18 protein-coding genes are annotated in these 22,388 nt (G+C 60.5%); 15 read left to right on the plus strand and 3 right to left on the minus strand.

Annotated features, from left to right (window positions below; all coding sequences use genetic code 11):
• The 15 genes from GM668_RS25950 to GM668_RS26020 form a co-directional block, all read left to right on the plus strand.
• Window positions 1-349: DUF4115 domain-containing protein (locus GM668_RS25950; RefSeq protein ID WP_155441881.1), on the plus strand; the 349-nt coding region annotated here is incomplete at its 5' end.
• Between the two features lie 24 nt (window positions 350-373).
• Window positions 374-1,642, plus strand: coding sequence for a flavodoxin-dependent (E)-4-hydroxy-3-methylbut-2-enyl-diphosphate synthase (ispG, locus tag GM668_RS25955; RefSeq protein WP_155441882.1), 1,269 nt, complete (start codon window positions 374-376; stop codon window positions 1,640-1,642).
• A complete protein-coding gene (gene hisS / locus GM668_RS25960; protein WP_155441883.1) occupies window positions 1,635-2,993 on the plus strand; it encodes a histidine--tRNA ligase in 1,359 nt (452 codons plus the stop codon). The genes ispG and hisS overlap by 8 nt, the downstream gene beginning before the upstream one ends.
• Before the next feature lie 32 nt (window positions 2,994-3,025).
• Complete coding sequence (locus GM668_RS25965) at window positions 3,026-3,682, plus strand: YfgM family protein (RefSeq protein ID WP_155441884.1); 657 nt, start codon at window positions 3,026-3,028, stop codon at window positions 3,680-3,682.
• 163 nt (window positions 3,683-3,845) lie between these two features.
• Entirely contained in the window at window positions 3,846-4,997 is a 1,152-nt protein-coding gene (gene bamB / locus GM668_RS25970) for an outer membrane protein assembly factor BamB (RefSeq protein WP_155441885.1), read from the plus strand.
• 7 nt (window positions 4,998-5,004) lie between these two features.
• A complete protein-coding gene (gene der / locus GM668_RS25975; protein WP_155441886.1) occupies window positions 5,005-6,348 on the plus strand; it encodes a ribosome biogenesis GTPase Der in 1,344 nt (447 codons plus the stop codon).
• 164 nt (window positions 6,349-6,512) lie between these two features.
• On the plus strand, window positions 6,513-6,749 hold the full coding sequence (hfq, locus tag GM668_RS25980; RefSeq protein ID WP_154381312.1) for an RNA chaperone Hfq: 237 nt from the start codon (window positions 6,513-6,515) through the stop codon (window positions 6,747-6,749).
• Between the two features lie 44 nt (window positions 6,750-6,793).
• Window positions 6,794-7,960, plus strand: a complete 1,167-nt coding sequence (gene hflX, locus GM668_RS25985; RefSeq protein ID WP_155441887.1) for a GTPase HflX — start codon at window positions 6,794-6,796, stop codon at window positions 7,958-7,960.
• Complete coding sequence (gene hflK / locus GM668_RS25990) at window positions 7,961-9,253, plus strand: FtsH protease activity modulator HflK (protein ID WP_155441888.1); 1,293 nt, start codon at window positions 7,961-7,963, stop codon at window positions 9,251-9,253.
• Entirely contained in the window at window positions 9,253-10,131 is an 879-nt protein-coding gene (hflC, locus tag GM668_RS25995; RefSeq protein WP_155441889.1) for a protease modulator HflC, read from the plus strand. The genes hflK and hflC overlap by 1 nt, the downstream gene beginning before the upstream one ends.
• A gap of 154 nt (window positions 10,132-10,285) precedes the next feature.
• A complete protein-coding gene (locus GM668_RS26000) occupies window positions 10,286-11,446 on the plus strand; it encodes an ATP phosphoribosyltransferase regulatory subunit (protein WP_155441890.1) in 1,161 nt (386 codons plus the stop codon).
• A gap of 4 nt (window positions 11,447-11,450) precedes the next feature.
• On the plus strand, window positions 11,451-12,764 hold the full coding sequence (locus GM668_RS26005) for an adenylosuccinate synthase (RefSeq protein ID WP_155441891.1): 1,314 nt from the start codon (window positions 11,451-11,453) through the stop codon (window positions 12,762-12,764).
• Between the two features lie 14 nt (window positions 12,765-12,778).
• Window positions 12,779-13,324: a phosphoribosyltransferase gene (locus tag GM668_RS26010; RefSeq protein WP_155441892.1), complete on the plus strand. Its 546-nt coding sequence runs from the start codon at window positions 12,779-12,781 to the stop codon at window positions 13,322-13,324.
• A 219-nt stretch (window positions 13,325-13,543) separates the two neighbouring features.
• Window positions 13,544-14,140 carry a MarC family protein gene (locus GM668_RS26015; protein WP_155441893.1) on the plus strand — a complete coding sequence of 199 codons (597 nt, stop codon included), beginning with the start codon at window positions 13,544-13,546 and terminating at the stop codon, window positions 14,138-14,140.
• A gap of 166 nt (window positions 14,141-14,306) precedes the next feature.
• On the plus strand, window positions 14,307-14,699 hold the full coding sequence (locus GM668_RS26020) for a hypothetical protein (RefSeq protein ID WP_170305840.1): 393 nt from the start codon (window positions 14,307-14,309) through the stop codon (window positions 14,697-14,699).
• A gap of 69 nt (window positions 14,700-14,768) precedes the next feature.
• Here the strand turns inward: GM668_RS26020 and GM668_RS26025 are convergent, their stop codons facing one another.
• The 3 genes from GM668_RS26025 to uvrB all read right to left on the minus strand — a co-directional run bounded on the left by GM668_RS26025 (window position 14,769) and on the right by uvrB (window position 22,277).
• The gene (locus tag GM668_RS26025) at window positions 14,769-15,191 is read right to left on the minus strand and encodes a YybH family protein (RefSeq protein WP_155441895.1); all 423 of its coding nucleotides are present in this window, start codon (window positions 15,189-15,191) and stop codon (window positions 14,769-14,771) included.
• A gap of 94 nt (window positions 15,192-15,285) precedes the next feature.
• Window positions 15,286-20,106 (minus strand): two-component regulator propeller domain-containing protein, encoded by a 4,821-nt coding sequence (locus GM668_RS26030; RefSeq protein WP_155441896.1) that lies wholly within the window; start codon window positions 20,104-20,106, stop codon window positions 15,286-15,288.
• Between the two features lie 98 nt (window positions 20,107-20,204).
• Window positions 20,205-22,277, minus strand: coding sequence for an excinuclease ABC subunit UvrB (gene uvrB / locus GM668_RS26035; protein WP_155441897.1), 2,073 nt, complete (start codon window positions 22,275-22,277; stop codon window positions 20,205-20,207).
• Between the last annotated feature and the right edge of the window lie 111 nt (window positions 22,278-22,388).

Consider the following 22,388-nt stretch of genomic DNA (forward strand, 5'->3'; position numbering starts at 1 on the left):
GCCGGTGGCAAACCAGCCTGCCGTGGCCGGCGCCGCCGTCAAGCCTGGCGCGCAGCCAGCTAACCCGGCAGCACCTGCCGCCGCGCCTGCGCCAGCCGCACCCGCCCCGGCGGGCGCCCTGGTGCTGACGGCCACCGAAGATTCGTGGATCACCATCCAGGTGCCAGGCATGAAGAAAGCACTGGTATCGCGCATGTTGAAAGCAGGCAGCACGGAAACCATCGACATTCCTGAACCGGCACTGCTGATCGTCGGCAAGCCCACCGGTGTGAAGGCCACCTTGCGCGGCGCAGCGCTGGATTTGCCAGCCGTTCCCGGCGGCACGATTTCGCGCGTGAACATTAAATAATTTGCAGATGATTAGGTAAGCAGCATGTCTGATACGAATATGGCCATCCCCTCCGGCCCGCTGGCGCGCCGCGGCAGCCGCCGCGTGCTGATCCAGCATGGCGAACGCAAGATCTGGGTCGGCGGCGACGCGCCCGTCGTGGTGCAATCGATGACCAATACCGACACGGCCGATGCCGTCGGTACGGCCATCCAGATCAAGGAACTGGCGCGTGCCGGTTCGGAACTGGTGCGCCTGACGGTGGACCGTCCGGAAGCAGCGCAAGCGGTGCCGTACATCCGCGACCAGCTCGATAAAATGGGCGTCGACGTGCCGCTGGTGGGCGACTTCCACTACAACGGCCATACGTTGCTGACCGAGTACCCGGACTGCGCGCGGGCGCTGTCGAAGTACCGCATCAATCCGGGCAACGTGGGCAAGGGCGCCAAGCGCGATACGCAATTCGCGCAAATGATTGAAGTGGCGATGAAGTATGACAAGCCGGTGCGTATCGGCGTCAACTGGGGCAGCCTGGACCAGGCGCTGCTGGCCCGCATCATGGATGAAAACGCTGCGCGCGCGACTCCATGGAGCGCACAAGCCGTCATGTATGAAGCGCTCATCACGTCGGCCATTGAAAACGCCGTGCGCGCGGAAGAGCTGGGCATGGGCCGCGACAAGATCATCCTGTCGTGCAAAGTGTCGGGCGTGCAGGATTTGATTGCCGTCTACCGCGAACTGGCAAAACGCTGTGATTACCCGCTGCACCTGGGCTTGACCGAAGCCGGCATGGGCAGCAAGGGCATCGTCGCCTCGACGGCGGCCTTGTCCGTCCTGCTGCAGGAAGGCATTGGCGACACCATCCGTGTTTCGCTGACGCCGGAACCGGGCGGCGACCGCACCAAGGAAGTGGTGGTCAGCCAGGAAATCCTGCAAACCATGGGCTTGCGCAAATTCACCCCGATGGTGATTGCCTGCCCGGGCTGCGGCCGCACCACGTCCACCGTATTCCAGGAATTGGCGGACGATATCCAGACCTTCTTGCGCGAGCAAATGCCGGAATGGAAAAAGACATATGCGGGCGTGGAAAACATGAACGTGGCCGTGATGGGCTGCATCGTCAACGGCCCTGGCGAATCGAAACACGCGAACATCGGCATCAGCTTGCCGGGCACGGGCGAATCGCCGGCGGCCCCGGTATTTGTCGATGGTGAAAAAGTGGCGACCCTGCGCGGCGATAACATCGTCGGCGAATTCCAGGCCATCGTCCTGAACTACGTTAAAACGAATTACGGTACTACTAAAAATGTCTGAAAATAAAAAAGCGGAAAAAATTGTCGGCATCAAAGGCATGAATGATTTGCTGCCGCTTGACGCGCACCTGTGGGAATTGTTTGAAAACACGGCGCAATCCGTGGTGCAAAGCTATGGCTTCCAGCAAATCCGCACGCCGATCGTGGAAGAGACGCGTTTGTTTGCGCGCGCCATCGGCGCCGTGACGGACATCGTTGAAAAAGAAATGTATTCGTTCACGGACTCGATGAACGGCGACCAGCTGACGCTGCGTCCGGAAGGCACGGCCGGTGTCGTGCGCTCCGTGCTGGAACACAACCTCGTGTACAACGGCCCGATGCGCATGTGGTACAAGGGCCCGATGTTCCGCCACGAAAAGCCGCAGCGCGGCCGCTACCGCCAGTTCCACCAGTTCGGCTGCGAAGCGGTCGGCTTCACGGGCCCGGACGTGGACGCGGAAATGATCATGATGTGCCGCCGCCTGTGGGATGACCTGGGCCTGGATAAAATCCGCCTGGAATTGAATTCCATTGGCGACGCGGCCGAGCGCGCCGCGCACCGCGTGGAACTCATTAAGTATTTCGAAGCCAACATCGATGTGCTCGATGAAGAAGCCAAGCGCCGCCTGCACGCGAATCCGCTACGCATCCTGGATACGAAAAATCCGGCCATGCAAGACCTGGTCAACAATGCACCGAAGCTGATGGCATACCTGGGCGAAGCGTCGCTGGCCCACTTCGAAGGCGTACAGAAAATCCTGAAGGCGAACAATATCCCGTTCACCATCAATACCCGGCTGGTGCGCGGCCTCGATTACTACAACCGCACCGTGTTTGAATGGGTGACGGATGAACTGGGCGCGCAGGGCACCGTGTGCGCCGGCGGCCGCTATGACCCGCTGATTGAATCGTTTGGCGGCAAGCCGACCCCGGCAGTGGGCTTTGCCATGGGCATCGAGCGCCTGATCGAACTGATGAAAGCCAATGGCGAACCGGCGGCAGCCAACCAGTGCGACGTGTACCTGGTGCACCAGGGCGAAGCCGCGCAAATGCAGGCATTCATACTGGGTGAGCGCTTGCGCGACGCGGGCCTGGATGTCGTCATGCACTGCGCAGCGCTGACGGGCGCGGGCAGCTTCAAGTCGCAAATGAAAAAAGCCGATGGCAGCGGCGCGTCGTTTGCCGTCATCATTGGCGAAGATGAAGTGACGAACAATACGGCTGCCGTGAAAGCCATGCGTGCTCAGGAAGGCGAGCAGCAGCAGGCAACGGTGGCGTTTGACGACGTGGTCGATTACATTGTCGACCAGATCGCTGACGGCGGGGAGGAGCACCACCACTTCCACGTGCACGACGAAAACTGCAAGCACTGATCTTAACCTTTTAACCCTCAAGACGAAGAAACATGGCATACGATCTCGAAGAACAAGAACAGATAGCCACCCTTAAAGCGTGGTGGAACCAGTACGGCAACCTGACGTCGTGGGTGCTGATCGCCGGCCTGGCCGCGTATTCGGGCTGGAATGGCTGGAACTGGTACCAGCGTGACCAGGCTTCGTCCGCATCGAACCTGTACTACGAACAGCAGGATGCACTGCAGGCGAAAGACAATGCCAAAGTCCAGCGCGCTACCGCCGACATCGAAAGCAAGTTTGCTTCCACGGCGTATGCGCCGATGGCGGCGCTGGCTGCCGCCAAGTACGCGTTCGACGCCAATGATTTGAAATCCGCCAAGACCCAGCTGCAATGGGTGATGGATCACGGCAACGATGAATACAAGGCGCTGGCGCGCGTGCGCATGGCTGGCGTGCTGCTGGATGAAAAAGCGTATGACGAAGCGCTGAAAGTGCTGTCGGTGGAAGTGCCGGCGCAGTTTGCCGCTGCCGTGGCGGACCGCAAGGGCGATATTCTGGCGGCGCAAAACAAGCTGGCTGAGGCGCGCACTGCCTACACGGCTGCTTTGGCTGCCACGGACAAGAAGAATCCTGGCCGTCAATTAATCCAGATCAAGCTGGAATCGGTGGGTGGTACGGCGCCGGCTGAGCCGAAAGCTGCTGCTTAAGCATTACGACATTACGTCGTCACGTTATTCTGCGGCGCTGTCGTTATGCTGGCATGGCGGATTACGCCTTCGGCTAATCCGCCCTACGGCAAGGACGGTAGGGCGGATTAGCGCGCAGCGCGTAATCCGCCATGCTCTGCCGCGAACCTAAGTAAGGATTTATATGCGCATCACCGGAAAAGTTCTCAGCGTCGCCCTGCTGGCCGCCATGGCTGCGGGTTGCAGCTCGCTGAACCCGTTTGCCAGCGAACCGAAAGACAAACCAGCCGCCCTGGTGGACATCAAGGGCGGCATGGCCGTCAAGACTGCATGGAAATACTCGCTGGGCAAAGCGGGCGCCTACACGTTCAATCCAGCATTTGCCGCCGGCAGCGTGTTTGTCGCCGACGCCGATGGCAACGTGGCGCGCCTGGACGCTGCCACCGGCCGCGAACAGTGGAAAGTCAAAGCCGGTTCCGATTTGACGGCCGGCGTGGGCGTCAGCCCGGACGGCAACCTGGTCGTGGTGGGCGGCGTCAAAGGCAATCTGATTGCGTTTGACGGCTCCGGCAAGCAGCTGTGGAAAGTGCAGGCCACCAGTGAAATCCTGTCGTCGCCCGTGGCGAACAGTGAAGTCGTCGTGGTGCGCAGCGGCGACAACCGCGTGACGGCGTATGAAGCAGCCACCGGCGCCAAGCGCTGGTCCGTGCTGCGTACGACGCCGGCGCTGACCCTGCGCAATGCGCCGGGCATCGTCATTGCCGGCGCCAACGTGTACGTCGGCCAGCCCGGCGGCAAGCTGCTGGCGCTGACCCTGGCGACCGGCGTGCCGCGCTTTGAAGTGGTGGTGGCCGAACCGCGTGGTGCAACGGAACTGGAACGCGTGTCCGACGTGTCCGGCACGCCGTTCGTGTATGAAAACGATATCTGTGCGGTGACGTACCAGGGCAAGGTCGGCTGCTTCGACCTGGCTGCCGGTACGGCGCGCTGGACCAAGCCAGCCTCGTCCGATGTGGGCGTGGGCGCCGACCAGCGCTTTGTATTTGTTTCGGACGCAGCGGGCGCCGTATTGGCGTTTGCCCGCGAAGGCGGCCAGAGCGCGTGGAAGAACGACAAGCTGGGCAACCGCCGCCTGTCGACGCCCGCGTCGTTTGGCCGTGCCGTCGCTGTCGGCGACCTGGAGGGCTATGTCCACCTGCTGTCGCGTGAAGACGGCGCCATGTTAGGTCGGGTCGCCACCGACGGTTCGGCCATCCGGTCGACTCCCGTCCTGGCGGGCTCGAATTTGATTTTCCAAACCCAGAATGGGACTGTGGCCGCCATCGCGGCCGAGTAAAAAAATAATGAAGCCGGTAATTGCACTTGTAGGTCGACCCAATGTCGGGAAATCGACCCTTTTTAACCGTCTGACCCGCTCGCGCGATGCGCTGGTGGCGGACATGCCTGGCCTGACGCGCGACCGCCACTATGGCGAAGGCCGCGTTGGCGAACGGCCTTTCCTCGTGGTCGATACGGGTGGTTTCGAGCCCGTCGCCAAGGAAGGCATCATGTTCCAGATGGCCTTGCAGACCAAACAGGCGGTGGCGGAAGCCGACGTGGTGATCTTCCTCGTCGATGGCCGCCAGGGTTTGACCCCGCACGATAAAACCATCGTCGACTTCCTGCGCAAATCCAACCGTCCCGTCATGCTGGTGGTAAACAAGGCCGAAGGCATGCGCTACACGTCCGTGGTGGCGGATTTCTACGAGCTGGGCATGGGCGATCCGTATGTGATCTCCGCGGCGCACGGCGACGGCGTGCATGATCTCGTCAATGAATCGCTGGACATCGCATTCCAGCAGCGTCCTGCCGACGCAGAAGAATTGCTGCCGGAAGCGGCCGGCGCAAAGATTGCGCTGGTGGGCCGCCCGAACGTGGGCAAGTCCACGTTGATCAACACGCTGCTGGGCGAAGAACGCGTGATCGCGTTCGACATGCCGGGCACGACGCGCGATTCAATTGAAATTCCGTTTGAACGCGACGGCAAAAAATATACGCTGATCGATACGGCCGGTATCCGCCGCCGCGGCAAAGTGTTTGAAGCCATCGAGAAATTCTCGGTGATCAAGACCTTGCAATCGATCTCGGAAGCCAACGTCGTCATCTTGATGCTGGATGCGCAGCAAGACATTTCCGAACAAGATGCGCACATTGCCGGCTTTATCCTGGAATCGGGCCGCGCACTGGTGGTGGCCGTCAATAAATGGGATGGCTTGCAGTCGGACGACCGCGACGAAATCAAGATCGACCTGGACCGCAAGCTGAATTTCCTCAGCTTCGCCAAGATGCACTTTATTTCGGCATTGAAAGCGCAAGGCATCGGCCCGCTGATGAAATCCGTGGACCAGGCGTACGCCGCCGCGATGGCCAAGCTGCCGACGCCAAAGCTGACGCGCGCGCTGGAAGAAGCCGTGGAAAAGCAGGAACCGAAGCGCAAGGGTGGCATGCGTCCGAAGATGCGTTATGCGCACCAGGGCGGCATGAATCCGCCGATTATCGTTATCCACGGCAACTCGCTGGATGCGATCGCGGAACCCTACAAGCGCTACCTGGAAAAGCATTTCCGCGATACGTTCAATCTGGTAGGGACGCCGCTGCGCATTGAATTCCGCACGGGTAAGAACCCATTCGATACCCGAGAGAAATAATCACGGTTTTTCTCTCGGTTTTCAGCGTACTGTGCGCTGCACAAAACGCAAAAACAGGTTACAGTAGCTTAGCAGCATTAATCCGCAGGCACGGATTAATGCTTGGCACTTGAAATCCAGCGAGTCGCCTCCAAATCTTACACAACAACATAAATGGAGCTGTTATGAGCAACAAAGGGCAATTGTTACAAGACCCATTCCTGAATGCACTGCGCAAGGAACACGTTCCTGTCTCGATCTACCTGGTCAATGGCATTAAATTGCAGGGCCATATCGAATCTTTCGACCAATACGTCGTACTGCTGCGTAACACCGTGACGCAAATGGTGTACAAGCACGCGATTTCCACCGTGGTACCAGCCCGCGCTGTTAACCTGAACATCGATAACGATTCGGAATAAGCATTGCGCCTGGCTTTACCTCTTCAACATAACCTGGCCGTCGTATGCGTGCAGCACTAGTCGGTGTGGACTTCGGTCAGGGCGATTTCGCCGCCAGCATCGAAGAATTGATGCTGCTTGCCCGTTCGGCCGGGGCCGAGCCCGTGACCACTATCACGGGCAAGCGTTCCAGTCCGGATGCCGCGTATTTCGTCGGCAGCGGCAAAGCTGATGAAATCGGTTTTGCCGTGCAAGACCACAAGCTGGAAATCGTCATTTTCAATCACGCGCTGTCGCCTGCACAGCAGCGTAACCTGGAAAAGCGCCTGAATGTGCGCGTGCTGGACCGCACCAGCCTGATCCTCGATATCTTTGCGCAGCGCGCGCAAAGCCATGAGGGCAAGCTGCAAGTGGAACTGGCGCAGCTGCAGCATTTGGCCACGCGCCTGATTCGCGGCTGGACCCACCTGGAACGTCAAAAGGGTGGTATCGGTTTGCGCGGCCCGGGTGAAACCCAGCTGGAAACTGACCGCCGCCTGATTGGCGAGCGCGTGAAAATGCTGCGTTCCCGCCTGGCCAAGCTGCGCAAGCAGCATGAAACCCAGCGCCGGTCCCGCGGCCGCAGCCATACGTTTTCCGTGTCGCTGGTCGGCTATACCAATGCCGGCAAATCCACCATGTTCAATGCCATGACCAAGGCCGGTGTCTATGTGGCGGACCAATTGTTCGCCACCTTGGATACCACGTCGCGCCGCGTCTATATGGGCGAGGAAGTGGGCAATGTCGTGGTGTCGGACACGGTAGGTTTCGTGCGCGAATTGCCGCACCAGCTGGTGGCGGCATTCCGCGCCACGCTGGAAGAAACCATCCATGCGGATTTGCTGCTGCACGTGGTGGATGCGGCCAGCCCCGTGCGCATGGAACAAATCGAGCAAGTCAATCTGGTGCTGAAGGAAATCGGCGCCGACCACATTCCGCAAATTCTTGTGTGGAACAAGATCGATGCGGCCGGTCTGGAACCGGCGGTCGAGCGTGGGGAAGATGGTAATATTTCCCGCGTTTTCACCAGCGCCCGTACGGGCTTAGGTCTGGATTTGCTGCGCGGCGCCATCACGGAAGCTGCCAAATCCGCACCTGGCATGGCATATTTGTACGAAGAGGCGGAAAGTGATTCCTCGCAGGAGGAGGAACTGGACGCCCATTCCACTTTCACCCAAGCCGGATCACATTAGATGCCTTTTTCCTCCTTAAAAAAAAGAATAGGCTTGAAGCTGAATTTGAACGATCCCCGCTGGGGCTCGGATAACAAGGACGGCAACAAGCAGGCCCAAGAAGGCAAGAAGCCCGATGGTCCTCCCGACCTCGACCAATTGTGGCGCGACTTCAACCAGCGCCTGAACAGCATGTTTGGCAACCGTAACCGCAATGGCGGTGGCGGCGGTGGTGGCAATGGCGGCGGCAGCGACATGCGCGGCGCCGGCATTACCGTGGGCGCTGTGGCGGCCGTGGCTGGCCTGATCTGGCTGGCCAGCGGTGCATTCATTGTGCAGGAAGGCCAGACCGGCGTGATTTTCACGTTCGGCGAATACAGCCATTCGACCGGCCCCGGTTTCAACTGGCGCTGGCCGTATCCATTCCAGCGCGATGACATCGTCAACCTGTCGCAAGTGCGGACCGTGGAAGTAGGGTATCGCGGCAGCGTGCGCAACAAGCAGGCGCGTGAATCGCTGATGCTGACGGACGATGAAAACATCATCGACATCCAGTTTGCCGTGCAATACAAGCTCAAGGATGCCGTGCAGTGGCTGACCATCAATGCCGAACCGGCTGAAACCGTGCGCCAGGTCGCGGAAACTGCGATCCGCGAAGTGGTGGGCCGCAGCAAGATGGACTTCGTCCTGTATGAAGGCCGTGAAAAAGTCGCGTATGACACGCAGCGCCTGATGCAAGCCATCCTCGACAGCTATAAGGTCGGTGCGCAAATCACCAACGTGACGATGCAGGGCGTGCAGCCGCCGGAGCAGGTGCAGGCGGCGTTTGACGATGCCGTCAAAGCCAGCCAGGACCGCGAGCGCCTGAAAAATGAAGGCCAGGCGTATGCCAATGACGTCATTCCGAAAGCGCGCGGCCTGGCGTCGCGCCTGACGCAGGAAGCGGAAGCGTACCGTTCGCAAGTGGTGGAAGTGGCCGAAGGTAATGCGGCCCGCTTCAAATCCGTGCTCAATGAATACCAGAAAGCCCCGGTCGTCACGCGCGACCGCATGTACCTGGACACCATGCAGCAAATCTTTTCGTCCACCAGTAAAGTCATGGTGGATTCCCGCAGTGGCAGCAACCTGCTGTATTTGCCGATGGATAAGCTGATTGCCCAGGCTGCGGCGCAGGATGTGGCGAAAGCCAATACCACGCCGCCTCCGCCGCAAGCGATCATGCTGCCGCCGGAAAGCATGCCGCAGGTTGAAATTTCCAGCCGCGCGCGCGACAGCCGTTCGCGTGACGCTTCGCGTGAGCGGGAGGGCCGTTAATGAATCGTTTGATTACCATCCTGGTCACCGGGTTTGTCGCATTGATGGTGCTGTCGTCGACCGTGTTCGTGGTTGACCAGCGCCGCTATGCCATCGTGTTTGCGCTGGGCAGCGTGAAGGAAGTGATTTCGTCGCCGGGCCTGCACTTCAAATTGCCGCCGCCATTCCAGAATGTGATTTACCTGGACAAGCGCATCATGACCATTGATTCGCCGGATGCCGACCGTTTCATTACGGCGGAAAAGATGAATATCCTGGTCGATGCATTCGTCAAATGGCGCATCGCGGAACCGCGCCTGTATTTCGTCAGCTTTGGCGGCGATGAAGGCCGTGCCCGCGACCGCATGTCGCAAATCGTGAAGGCTGCCATGAACGATGAAATCACCAAGCGCACCGTGCGCGAAGTGATTTCCGGCCAGCGCGGCGCCGTGATGGAGGCCATTCGTGCCAAGGTTGTCAAAGAAGCCAAGCAAATCGGCGTCGATATCGTCGACGTACGCCTGAAGCGCGTGGATTATGTTGAGCAGATTAACAACTCCGTGTATGAGCGCATGAAGGCCGAGCGCACGCGCGTGGCCAACGAATTGCGTTCGACGGGTGCGGCCGAGTCCGAGAAAATCCGTGCCGATGCGGACAGGCAGCGCACCGTGATCCTGGCGGAAGCGTACAAGGAAGCGGAGAGCATGAAAGGCGAGGGCGACGCAAAAGCCAGCCAGATTTACGCCGACGCGTTTGGCCGCAATCCTGAGTTCTACAAGTTCTACCGTTCGCTGGAAGCGTACCGCAGTTCATTCAAGAACCGCAGCGACGTGCTGGTGGTAGATCCGAATTCGGAATTCTTCAAGTACTTCAAGGGTAACGGCCCGGCCGGGAAATAAACCCCTCCCCATGAAACGCCGCCTCCGGGCGGCGTTGTCTTTCCGGCTTTCATTTCCAAAAATACCGTTTTTCGCGTACAATATGCGGTTCGGTCATTCCTTTTCCGAGCGGCGCCGGCAGGCGCGTTGACGTTCTTTTACGATATTTCTCTCCATGCCGAATTGGCTATTGCCTGAACATATTGCGGACGTATTGCCGTCCGAAGCGCGCAAAATCGAAGAATTGCGCCGCCTGATGCTGGACAACTTCCGCCGCTATGGCTACGAACTGGTCATGCCGCCGCTGCTCGAGTACGTCGAGTCGCTGATGACCGGCGCCGGCCAGGATGTTGAACTGCGCACTTTTAAACTGGTTGACCAGATTTCCGGCCGCATGCTGGGCCTGCGCGCCGACATGACCACGCAAGTGGCCCGTATCGATGCGCACTTGCTGAACCGTCATTCCGTGACGCGCCTGTGCTATGCGGGCAGCGTGCTGCATACCCGTCCGTCGGGCTTGCATACGACGCGCGAGCCGCTGCAGATCGGCGCCGAGATTTACGGCCATGCCGGCCTGGAAGCCGATGCGGAAATCCAGGAACTGGCGCTGGCGTCGCTGGCGCTGGCCAATTTCACGGACGTGCGCCTGGATTTGTCGCACGTGGGCGTGCTGCGCGCCATCATTGCGGAATGCCCGCAAGCGTCGAAAGACGAGGCAGCCTTGTCCACGCTGTTGCGCGGCAAGGATGTGCCGGGCCTGGAAGTGTTGACGGAAAATTATTCCCCGGTGGTGCGCGATGCATTGCGCGCGCTGCCGAACCTGTACGGCGACGTTGAAGTGCTGAAAAAAGCACGGCAAGTGTTGCCGGACGTGCCTGGCGTTGCCAAGGCGCTGGCCGAACTGGCCGCGCTGGCCGGCTCCGCCATTGGCCGTGCTGAAGTCGCCATCGACCTGGCCGACTTGCGCGGCTACCAGTACGAAAGCGGTGCGATGTTTGCGCTGTACGTGCCTGGCTTGCCCAACGCTGTGGCGCGCGGCGGCCGTTATGACCATGTCGGCGAAGCGTTTGGCCGGGCTCGTCCCGCCACCGGCTTCTCGATGGACTTGCGCGAACTGGCGCGCTTGCTGCCAACCGCGGAACGCAAGCATTCGATCCGCGCGCCGTGGGGCAATGCGCCTGAATTGAAGGAAAAAATTGCCGCGCTGCGCAAGGCCGGCGAAGTGGTGATCCAGAGCTTGCCGGGTCACAGCGAAGAACAGGACGAGTTCGAGTGCGACCGCGCGCTGGTGCTCGACGATAGTGGTAGCAACTGGATTCTTAAAAACTTAGGTTGATGTGATGTCGAAAAAAAATATGGCAAAGAACGTGGTTGTCATCGGCACCCAATGGGGCGATGAAGGTAAGGGCAAGATCGTCGATTGGCTGACCGATCACGCCCAGGGCGTGGTGCGCTTCCAGGGCGGCCACAATGCCGGCCATACCTTGGTGATCGGCGGCGTGAAAACCGCGCTGCAACTGATCCCTTCGGGCATCATGCGCCCGGGCGTGGCATGCTACATCGGTAACGGCGTGGTGCTGTCCGTGCCGGACGTGCTGCGTGAAATCGACAAGCTGGAAGCTGCCGGCGTCGAAGTGGCCAACCGCCTGAAAATTTCCGAAGCGTGCCCGGTCATCCTGCCTTACCACACCGCGCTGGACGCGGCCCGTGAAGCGGCCCGTGGCGCCGCCAAGATCGGCACCACCGGCAAAGGCATCGGCCCTGCGTACGAAGACAAAGTCGCGCGCCGCGCGATCCGCGTGGCCGACTTGCTGAACGCCGAGCGTTTCGCGGAAAAGCTGAAAGAAAACCTGGACTACCACAACTACGTGCTGGAAAACTATTTGAAAGCGCCGAAAGTGGATTACCAGAAGACCCTGGACGATGCGCTGGCTTACGTGCCGCGCCTGCGTCCGATGGTGTCGGACGTGTCGTCCGACCTGCACAAGACCTTTAAAGCCGGCGGCAACCTGCTGTTCGAAGGCGCACAAGGTTCGCTGCTGGACATCGACCACGGCACCTACCCGTTCGTGACGTCGTCGAACTGCGTGGCCGGCAATGCCGCCGCAGGCGCCGGCGTGGGTCCAGGCATGCTGCACTACATCCTGGGTATCACCAAGGCGTACACCACCCGCGTGGGTTCCGGTCCGTTCCCATCGGAACTGCCGACCGATGCCGGCGTGGGCCACCACCTGTCGTCCGTTGGCCATGAATTCGGCACCGTGACGGGCCGTGCCCGCCGCTGCGGCTGGTTCGACGCCGCGCTGCTGCGCCGCTCGACCCAGATCAACGGCGTGTCCGGCATGTGCATCACCAAGCTGGACGTGATGGACGGCCTGGAAACCATCAAAATCTGCACCGGCTACACGCTGGACGGCCGCACCGTGGACATCTTCCCGGTCGGCGCAGAAGACGCAGCTCGCTGCCAGCCTATCTACGAAGAGATGCCAGGCTGGACCGAGAGCACCGTTGGCGCCAAATCGCTGGCGGCGCTGCCTGCAAACGCGCGCGCTTACATCAAGCGTATCGAAGAACTGGTTGGCGTTCCAGTTGACATGGTTTCGACCGGCCCGGACCGCGAAGAAACCATCGTGCTGCGCCATCCTTACGAATAAGGACCGAAAACACAATGAGCACCCCTCCCTCCGACGACAAGCACCTGTGGGTGTCCTGGGACGAATACAACCGCCTGGTAGAGCGCCTTGCTCTGAAGGTGTATGAATCTGGTTGGAAATTCGATATGGTTCTGTGCCTGGCGCGCGGCGGCGTGCGTCCTGGCGACGTGTTCTCGCGTATCTTCGACGTACCGCTGGCTATCTTGTCGACCAGCTCGTACCGCGCCGACAAAGGCACCGTACAGGGCGACCTGGACATCGCCAAGTACATGACGATGACCCGTGGTCCGCTGTCGGGCAAGATCCTGCTGGTCGATGACCTGGCGGATTCCGGCGTGACCCTGATGAAGGTGGTGGACCACGTCAAGGCCAACTTCGAAGGCGTGACGGAAGTGAAAACCGCAGTGATCTGGACCAAAGGTTCGTCGGCCTTCAAGCCTGACTACCAGATGCAGGAACTGCCGCACAACCCATGGATCCACCAGCCGTTCGAAGACTACGACGGCATCCGCCCGCACCAGCTGGCGGCATGGATCAAGAAGGGCGAAGCTGCGAAGTAATTTGCGGATGAGCGAAGAAAGCGGGCTGCGGCCCGCTTTTTTTACGCTGGTGATCCGGACAGAGCACGTTTGAGTAAGTTTGAGCACGTTTGAGCAGCGAGTTTGAGCACTTTCGTGCGACAGGCGTGGCCAGGGCAGGGGCGCTGCCTCACGTCAAATGATTCCTCTGGGATACTCTCGTGGTGTAGACTGTATCATTCCGCCGAAAGCACGCTACCCATGACCCAAGACTTCTTCCAGACATTCATCCTGCTGTTGCTCGTGACCGACCCATTCGGCAACGTGCCGTTATTCGCAACCGCGCTGGCCACGGTGCCACCGGCGCGCCGCCCGAAAATCGTCGTGCGGGAATGCCTGATTGCGTTTGTCGTGCTGCTGGTGTTCATGTTTTTTGGCAGCCATTTCCTTAAGGCGCTGAGCCTGTCTGAAGCATCGCTGCGCATTGCCGGCAGTGTGATCTTGCTGCTGATCGCGATCCGCATGATTTTCCCGCATCCCGATGGCGTGCTCGGCCGTAGTGAAGGCGGCGAACCGTTCATCGTGCCGCTGGCCATTCCCGCGCTGGCCGGTCCCTCCGCGCTGGCGACTGTGCTGCTGTTTTCCCGTGAAAGCACGGGCGAAGTGGTGATCCACGTGGCGGCATTGGGCGCCGTGGTGATCGTGTGGCTGGCTGTCTTCCTCGGCGCCGAGCGCTTGCAGAAAGTACTGGGCCCGCAAGTCATGACGGCGTTTGAACGCTTGATGGGCTTGATCTTGGCAGCCATGTCGATTGAAATGCTGCTGGGCGGCATCCGGGAATTCGTGAAGACGCTGTAAAAAGCGAAACGCAACAAATTTAGTAACCAGCTCGCCTGATGTCGGTTGGTAGGCTATTGTTATATTTGCATTGCTTATTTTATCTAAGGAAAACTGTGCGTCATTTTATTGCTGTTGCTGCTTTATTTCCAGTGCCGCGCTGGCCAGCGAGCCGGCAGCTTGCTATGTGAACAGGGATCAGACGGGAGATTTTATCCCTGAAAAAGTCTTGCCTGTCCGCGCCAATACCGGCACTGGTGTACAAATACAGCGATTATTGAATGACAATAAACGCGCGATCGTAAAATGCATTCAGCGCAATGTTGAGAGAGAGGGGTGGCCGGTAACCGGAGCGGCCATCAAATACGGTTTGCGTATTTCTGCCGAAGGCAAACTGGCGCAAGTTTCTGTTTTGAATTTCGTCGGCACAAACGATGCTTTATTAATGGCTTGCATAGGCAGGCTGGTGTGTGATTGGAAGTTGGACGGCGGTACGGAAAGCCAGGAGCAGTTGCTTGAGTTGCCAATCAACTTGACGGAGCTCGTCCAGGGCCGTTCCGATGACCGCCTCAGGCATTAAGCTGCCATTGGCCTAGGCAGCTTAATGCCGCTTGGCTGGCGGGACTTGCGCGTACGCGTGCAGGCGCGGTCAATGCGGTCTGGCCTCTTCTTCTGCCAGTGGATCGGCATGCCGGTGTACCAGCAGCCATTGCCCATCCTTGCGCCGGAAGGTTTCCGTTACGCGCAAAGTCATCGCGACGGTTTCCGGTTTGCCGGCAAACCGGACTTTCGCGTGCTGTAGCCCGGTCCAGAACGCCAAGTCGCCGCTGGCGGACATTTGTAAGACTTTGAATTTGCTTTCGCCGGATTCAAATGTCCTGGCGCCGCCGGCATTGGCCTCGTTGACTTCATCGGCGCCCTGTATCACGCCGCCTTTCGGACCAAAAAAAGTGGCTGGCGACGTGGTGGCCGAGATCGCCGCCAGCGGTGCAACATCGCCATTGACGTACGCGTCCGATGCGCGTTCACGTTCTTTCATGAAATGTTTGAAGTCATCCAGCTCCTTGCTCATCTGTGCCTCCATTGGGGAACATCGTCAACACAATGAGCATCCGCAGCAGATGCATCGATGTCTATGCGGTAGCGCACGCAACCGTCATCGCTGTTCAGCCATGCGATAAGTCCAGCGCATATTTTCCTGCCACCGACGACAGCGCCGCATACGCGCCGTCAAAGTCATACTGGTCCAGGCACCGTTGTATCGAGCGGGCGTCTTCCGCACCAAAACTTGCCGTGAATTCATCACTGTGGCTGGCGAAGCAATCAACGGCATCGGAATCCATGCTGCGCATCAGCGCGGCCAGCTGTTGCAAGTCGGCTTGCCACTCCACGTGAGGGCGGCCGGCGACGTTGGCCGCCTTTTCCGGCGGATACCCGGCAACGATACCGTCGCACACCCTGGACAGTTCCCAGCGCAATTCATGCAGGTAGCCTTCCGTTGCCGCCATCGTGGCCGGGTTATGCAACGCATGTTCTATATCGTCGGCAAGCTGCTGGACACGCTGCGCGCCCAGGCTGCCGGCCAGGCCGCGCAGTGTGTGGGCATGGCGTACCGCGCTGGTGGTATCGTGCTGTTGCAGCGCGGTTTCAATGCGGTGCGCCGCATCGCGCTGGCCGTCGGCGAAACGCCGCAGCAGCTTGGCCAGCAAGGCTTCGTTGCCGTTGACACTGGTCCGTGCGCGCGCCAGGTCTATGCCGGGCAGCACGGCAGGCACGGCTGGCGCGTGGCCAGCGCCGCGTGGTGGCGGCTGGTCCGCGCTGAGGAACGCGGACAGGCGCTGCGCCAGCATGCGGTACAGGTCGGCCGGAATCAGCGGCTTGCTGATATGGTCGTTAAACCCTTCTTCCTTGCAGCGCTGGCGCTCTTCATACATGGCGCTGGCTGTCATGGCAATCACAGGCAGGGCAGCATAGCTGGCGTCGGCGCGGATGTGTTTGGTGGCCGCGTGGCCATCCATGTCCGGCATTTGCAAATCCATCAAGACCAGCTGGTAATAATCGGGCGCATGCGCGTGCAGGCATTCCAGCGCCAGCCGTCCATTGGCCGCCACGTCCACTTCAATGCCGCAGCGGGTCAGCAGCTCGATGGCGATTTGCTGGTTGATGTCGTTGTCTTCCGTCAGCAAAATGCGGACGCCTTCGAAGCGGGGTATCTGTCCCGCAGCGTGGTGCGATGCCGTACGGCGCGACGCCGTTGCGGGTGCCGTGTGCCGTGCCGTCTCAAACCACAGGTCGAATACAAAGCGGCTGCCCACGCCCGGCGTGCTTTCTGCGCGGATCGTGCCGCCCATCAGTTCAACCAGGTTTTTAGAAATACTCAAGCCCAGGCCCGTGCCGCCAAACCGGCGCGTGGTGGAGCCATCGGCTTGCGTGAACGCCTGGAACAGTTTGCCCAGCTGTTCCGCCGTCATGCCGATCCCCGTATCCCGCACGGCAAATTCCAGCCGCGTACGGCGCTGGTCAGCGCTGGATTCCAGCACGCGGATCGCCAGCTCGACTTCGCCCTCTGCCGTGAACTTGATCGCATTGTTGAGCAGGTTGATCAATACTTGCCCCAGCCGCAGCGCATCGCCGTGCAAGTGGCGCGGCACGTCGGCCGGGACGTCGACGTGGCAGTCCAACCCTTTGTCCACGGCGCGCCCGCCCGTGATGGCCGCCACGTGGGCGAGCGCGTCATCGAGGTCAAAGTCGGCAAGGTTGATATCGAGCTTGCCGGCTTCGATTTTTGACGAGTCCAGGATGTCGTTGATGATGCCCAGCAGTGAATTGCCGGCGTTGTGGATTTTTTGCACGTAGTCGCGCTGCTTGGGCGACAAGTCCGTGCCCAGCGCCAGGTGTGACAGGCCAATCACGGCATTCATCGGCGTACGGATTTCATGGCTCATATTGGCCAGGAACATGGATTTGGCCTGCGTCGCTTCTTCGGCCTTGCCGCGCGCCGCCTGCGCTTCCTTGAACAGCAGCGCATTTTGCAGCGCCACGCCGATGTGGGCTGCAATGGTTTCCAGCAAGCGCTGGTCGTTGGCGTGATAAATGCGGCCGGGCCGGATGCTTTGCACGGACACGACCCCTTGCGCCACGCCGCCCGCCATGATGGGGACGCCGAGGTAAGAATACACTTCGCGCCCCACCATGGCGGCGCCCGGGCCGCTGCGGCGCGCTTCGCCATTGCCGGCCACCAGCAGGCTTTGTCCGGTGTCGATGATGGTGCTGGTCACGCCTTCGCCATAACGCAGCGGTGTTTCATCTTCGGCGTAGACGTAGGGGAAGTGGAACCAGCCGGACGCGCGGTCGAGCAGGGCGACATAGGCAATGTCGGCATCGAACACGTCGCGCACCTGGCTGCCGACTGCCGCGATCAAGCCATCGAAGTCCAGCTTGCTGGCCAAATGCTGCGCCACCTGGTTGACGGTGGCCAGTTCGGCGCTGCGTTCGTCGGCTTCTTCTTTTTGCTGCACGACTTCCGCCGTGCGGGCCGCGATTTCCCTTTCAAACGTCTCGTGCAGCGCGGCCACCTGGCGCATGCGCCAGCGGTAAGCCGCATATAAAGTGCCGCCAAACAGCAGCGCCATGGCGCTGCGGAACCACCACGTCTGGTACCAGGCCGGCAGCACGTCGACGTCGATGGCCAGCATTTGTTCAGTCCACACGCCGGCGCGGTTGCTGCCCCGTACCTGCAGCGTGTAGTGGCCCGGCGCCAGGTTCGTGTACGACGCCAGGCGCCGGCTGGCGTCCGTGGCAATCCAGTCCTTGTCGAAACCGTCCAGGCGGTACGCGTAGCGGTTCAGTTCCGGCGCGCTGAAGTCGAGCGCGGAGAATTCAACGGCGAAACTGTTTGCGTCCGGCAGAATGGTCAACTGCGTACTGCCCGGCACTTGCTTACCGCCCACGCGGATATCGGCCGCCACCACGGGCGGACGCTGGCGCCATGGCTGCAAGCTTTCCGGCGCGATGACCGTCAAGCCCTCGGTACCGCCAAACAGCAATTCGCCCTCGGCCGTGACGGCGCCGGAATTATTCCAGTAGCCGGGATACGCCACGCCGTCGGCGCGCTTGAGCGTATCGATGGCGAACGTGGCCGGGTCGATGCGGGCGATGCCGTCATCGGTGCTGGCCCACATATAGCCCTGCCGGTCAGGCAGTAATTTACTGATGTTGAGGTTGGGTAAGCCCTGCGCAGCGCCCAGCCGGTGGAAGCGCGGCTGGCCATCCGCCCCCCGGCCCAGCATGACATCGATGCCGCCGAAACTGCCGATCCACAGCCGGCCCTGGCGGTCTTGCGCCAGCGCCGTGACCCAGCCATTGGACAAATTCTGGATGGTCTCGGCCACCGTGCCGGTGGCGGTATCGATACGGTGCAATCCGTTATTGCTGCCCGCCCACAATGAGCCGCCCGTACCATTCATGACGACTGTGACGTAGGAACTGGCCAGCCCCGGTATGCGCACGGATTGTGCACCGCCGGCCAGGGGCAGGGCAACGGCATGCAGGCCATTGTTCTTGGTGCCGATCCACAGCGTATCGCCGATCGGCTCCAGCACGCGGATATCTTCCTTGGAGTTCAGCCCGGCCACGGGCACCGGGGCCACGGCCTTGCCGCGGCTGTCGGTGCGGTACAGGCCGGAGGTGGTGCCGACCGCCACGTCGCCACTGGCCAGCGGCACCATGCTGGTCACGCCCGCTTGCGGCAGTGCGGCATGCGCACCGGCCGGTCCGCTCAGCAAACTGGTGATGGCGCCGCTGGAGGGTTCCAGGATGTGGATGGCGCCGCTCAGCGTTCCCAGCCACACTTGACCGGAAGCGGCGGGCATGACGGACAGTACTTCCAGTGCCGGGATGCGCTGGCTTTGCCCCACGGTGGCGGTGGCCCATCCGGAATACTGGCGGCTGATGCCGTTGTCGGTGGCCAGCCACAGCACGCCCGCGCTGTCGCGCAGCATGGCGCGCACGTTATTGTTGATCAGGCTGTCTTGCGAATAGGGATCGTGGCGGATCGTGTGCGTGCGCAGCGACGCGGTATCGACGGCAATCAAGCCATCGGCATAGCTGCTGAGCCAAATCTCGCCGGGACGGGGTTCGCCGATCGCGGGAATACTGCGCGGCGCCGGCATGGTTTTAATGGCGCCGGTTTTCGGATCCAGCACCATCGCGCCATGCGCGTGCGTGCCGATCCACAGTCGCCCATCGCTGGCGCTAAACAGGCTCGCTACCGTGATGGCGTCGCCGTTGGCGCTGGGCAGTTTGACCACGGCGAAGCGTTTGCTTTGCGCATCCCAGCGCGCCAGCCCATTGGTGGTGCCGGCCCACAGCGTGCCGGCCGCATCGCGGTGCAGGGCGCGCACGCCGTCCGACGGCAAGCCATCCGCTTGACGGTAATGGACGACGGCGCCGCGCCCTGGTTCGGCGTTGGCGGGAAGGCGGTCCAGTCCGCCATTGGTGCCGACCCACAAGCCGCCGTCGCCATCATCGGCCAGCGACGTGATCCAGTCGGCAGACAATCCCGTGGGGCCGGCGCGGAAATTGATGAAGTGATCGCGCGCGCGGTCGTAGCGCGCCAGTCCGCCGCTGCTGGTGCCGATCCACAGGCGGCCTGCGGCGTCGGCATGCAGCGTGTTGATGGGGTTGTCCGGCAGCGAATGAACGTCGCCGGGAATATGCAGGTAATTGCGGAAGCGGTAGCCATCCCAGCGCCCCAGGCCGCCCTGTGTGCCCACCCACATAAAGCCGTCGCGGTCTTGCGCCAGCGCCATGATGAGGGAGTTGGGCATGCCGGCTTGCGGCAAGATATGCTGGAACAACGGCGGCGCCAATTGCGCCCAGCGGGCCAGCGGCGGCGCCGATGGCGCAGCCGGCTGCGCCGCCAGGCAAGTCAGGCCGAGGAGGGCCGCAGCGCTTGAACGCCGGCACCGCCAAAGGAAGGAACGCATTTCAGGGCAGGACGCAAGTGGATGAGCGTTTCAGTATAGTTGATTATTTGAAATCAAAAATACTCCTGCCCCAAAATGTTAACTCAGACGCAACAATTTCACGAAATCACGTCTGTCCCCGGCGCGCCAAACAATTGCTCCTTCAGCTTGTGCAACTGGTCGCGCACCTGCGCCGCCTTTTCGAACTCCAGGTTCTTCGCGTGATCCAGCATGAGTTTTTCCAGGCGCTTGATTTCCTTGCTGATTTGCTTCTCGCTCATGGACTCGTACTTGGCCGCCGATTCCGCCACGGCCATTTCATCCTTGGCTTCCTGCGGGCTATACACGCCGTCGATCATGTCCTTGATGACTTTATGCACGCCGCGCGGCGTGATGCCGTTGGCTTCGTTGAAGGCAATCTGCTTGGCGCGGCGGCGCTCCGTTTCACCGATGGCTTTTTCCATGGATTCCGTGATGCGGTCCGCGTACAGCAGCGCCACGCCGTTCAAGTTACGCGCGGCGCGGCCGATGGTCTGGATCAGCGAACGTTCGGAACGCAGGAAACCTTCCTTGTCCGCATCGAGCACGGCCACCAGCGACACTTCCGGCAAGTCCAGCCCTTCGCGCAGCAAGTTAATGCCGACCACCACGTCAAACGTACCGATCCGCAAATCCCGCAGGATTTCCACGCGCTCCACGGTTTCAATATCCGAGTGCAGGTAGCGCACCTTGATGCCGTGGTCGGATAAATATTCCGTCAACTGTTCCGCCATGCGCTTGGTTAAGGTCGTGACCAGCGTACGTTCATTCTTGGCAATGCGGTCCTGGATTTCCGACATCAAATCATCGACCTGCGTGCGGGCAGGGCGCACGATGACTTGCGGGTCCACCAGCCCGGTCGGGCGCACGACTTGCTCAACGACATTGTCCGCATGCTGCTTTTCATATTCCGCCGGCGTGGCGGACACGAAGATCGTTTGCCGCATTTTTGCTTCGAATTCTTCGAATTTCAGCGGCCGGTTATCCAGCGCCGAAGGCAGGCGGAAGCCATAATCGACCAGGTTGGTTTTACGGGAGCGGTCGCCGTTATACATGGCCGACAACTGGCCAATCAGCACGTGCGATTCATCGAGGAACATCAGGGCATCTTTAGGCAGGTAATCGACCAAGGTGGGCGGCGGTTCGCCCGGCATCGCGCCGCTCAGGTGGCGCGAATAGTTTTCAATGCCTTTGGTAAAGCCGATTTCCGCCATCATTTCCAGGTCGAAGCGCGTGCGCTGTTCCAGCCGCTGTTCTTCCAGCAACTTGTTTTGGCTGCGGAAAAATTCCAGCCGGTCGCGCAGTTCCGCCTTGATGGATTCAATCGCGCGCAGCACCGTGGAGCGCGGCGTCACGTAGTGCGAACCCGGATACACGGTGAAGCGGGGAATCTTGGTTTTGACTTTACCCGTCAGCGGATCGAACAGTTGAATGGAATCGATTTCATCATCGAACATATCCAAACGCACGGCCAAATCCGCGTGTTCGGCCGGGAAGATATCGATGGTATCGCCGCGCACGCGGAACGTGCCGCGGCCGAAATCCATTTCATTGCGCGTGTATTGCATCTGGATCAGGCGCGCAATCACGTCGCGCTGCGCGACCTTATCTTTCTGGCGCAACGTCAAAATCATCTGGTGGTATTCGTTGGGATTACCAATACCGTAAATCGCCGACACGGTGGCCACAATGACCACGTCGCGCCGCTCCATCAGCGACTTGGTGCACGACAAGCGCATCTGTTCAATGTGCTCGTTGATCGACGAATCTTTCTCGATGAACAAGTCGCGCTGGGGCACATATGCCTCCGGCTGATAGTAGTCATAGTAAGAGACGAAGTATTCCACCGCGTTTTCAGGGAAAAATTCCCTGAACTCGCTGTACAGCTGAGCCGCCAGCGTCTTGTTCGGTGCGAACACGATGGCCGGGCGGCCGCTGCGCGCGATGACGTTGGCCATCGTGTACGTCTTGCCGGAACCCGTCACCCCCAGCAAAGTCTGGAATGACAAGCCATCCTCGATGCCTTGCACCAAACCGTCAATCGCGGTCGGCTGGTCGCCGGCGGGAGGGAAGGGCTGGTGCAGCTTGTAGGGGGAATCGGGGAAGGTGACGACAGTGGCCGCTGATGCTGCGGATCCATGCAAATCTTGCATAGTGGTGGGACCTCAACTTTTGATAGAATATGCGATTGTTGGCGTGCGAGACCGGATTTTGTTCGGGCGCACACCCTTCTGCAGCGAAACGCTTCCAATTGACTTCAATCT

The sequence above is a fragment of the Pseudoduganella ginsengisoli genome (assembly GCF_009720865.1).
Classification (GTDB): domain Bacteria; phylum Pseudomonadota; class Gammaproteobacteria; order Burkholderiales; family Burkholderiaceae_D; genus Rugamonas; species Rugamonas ginsengisoli.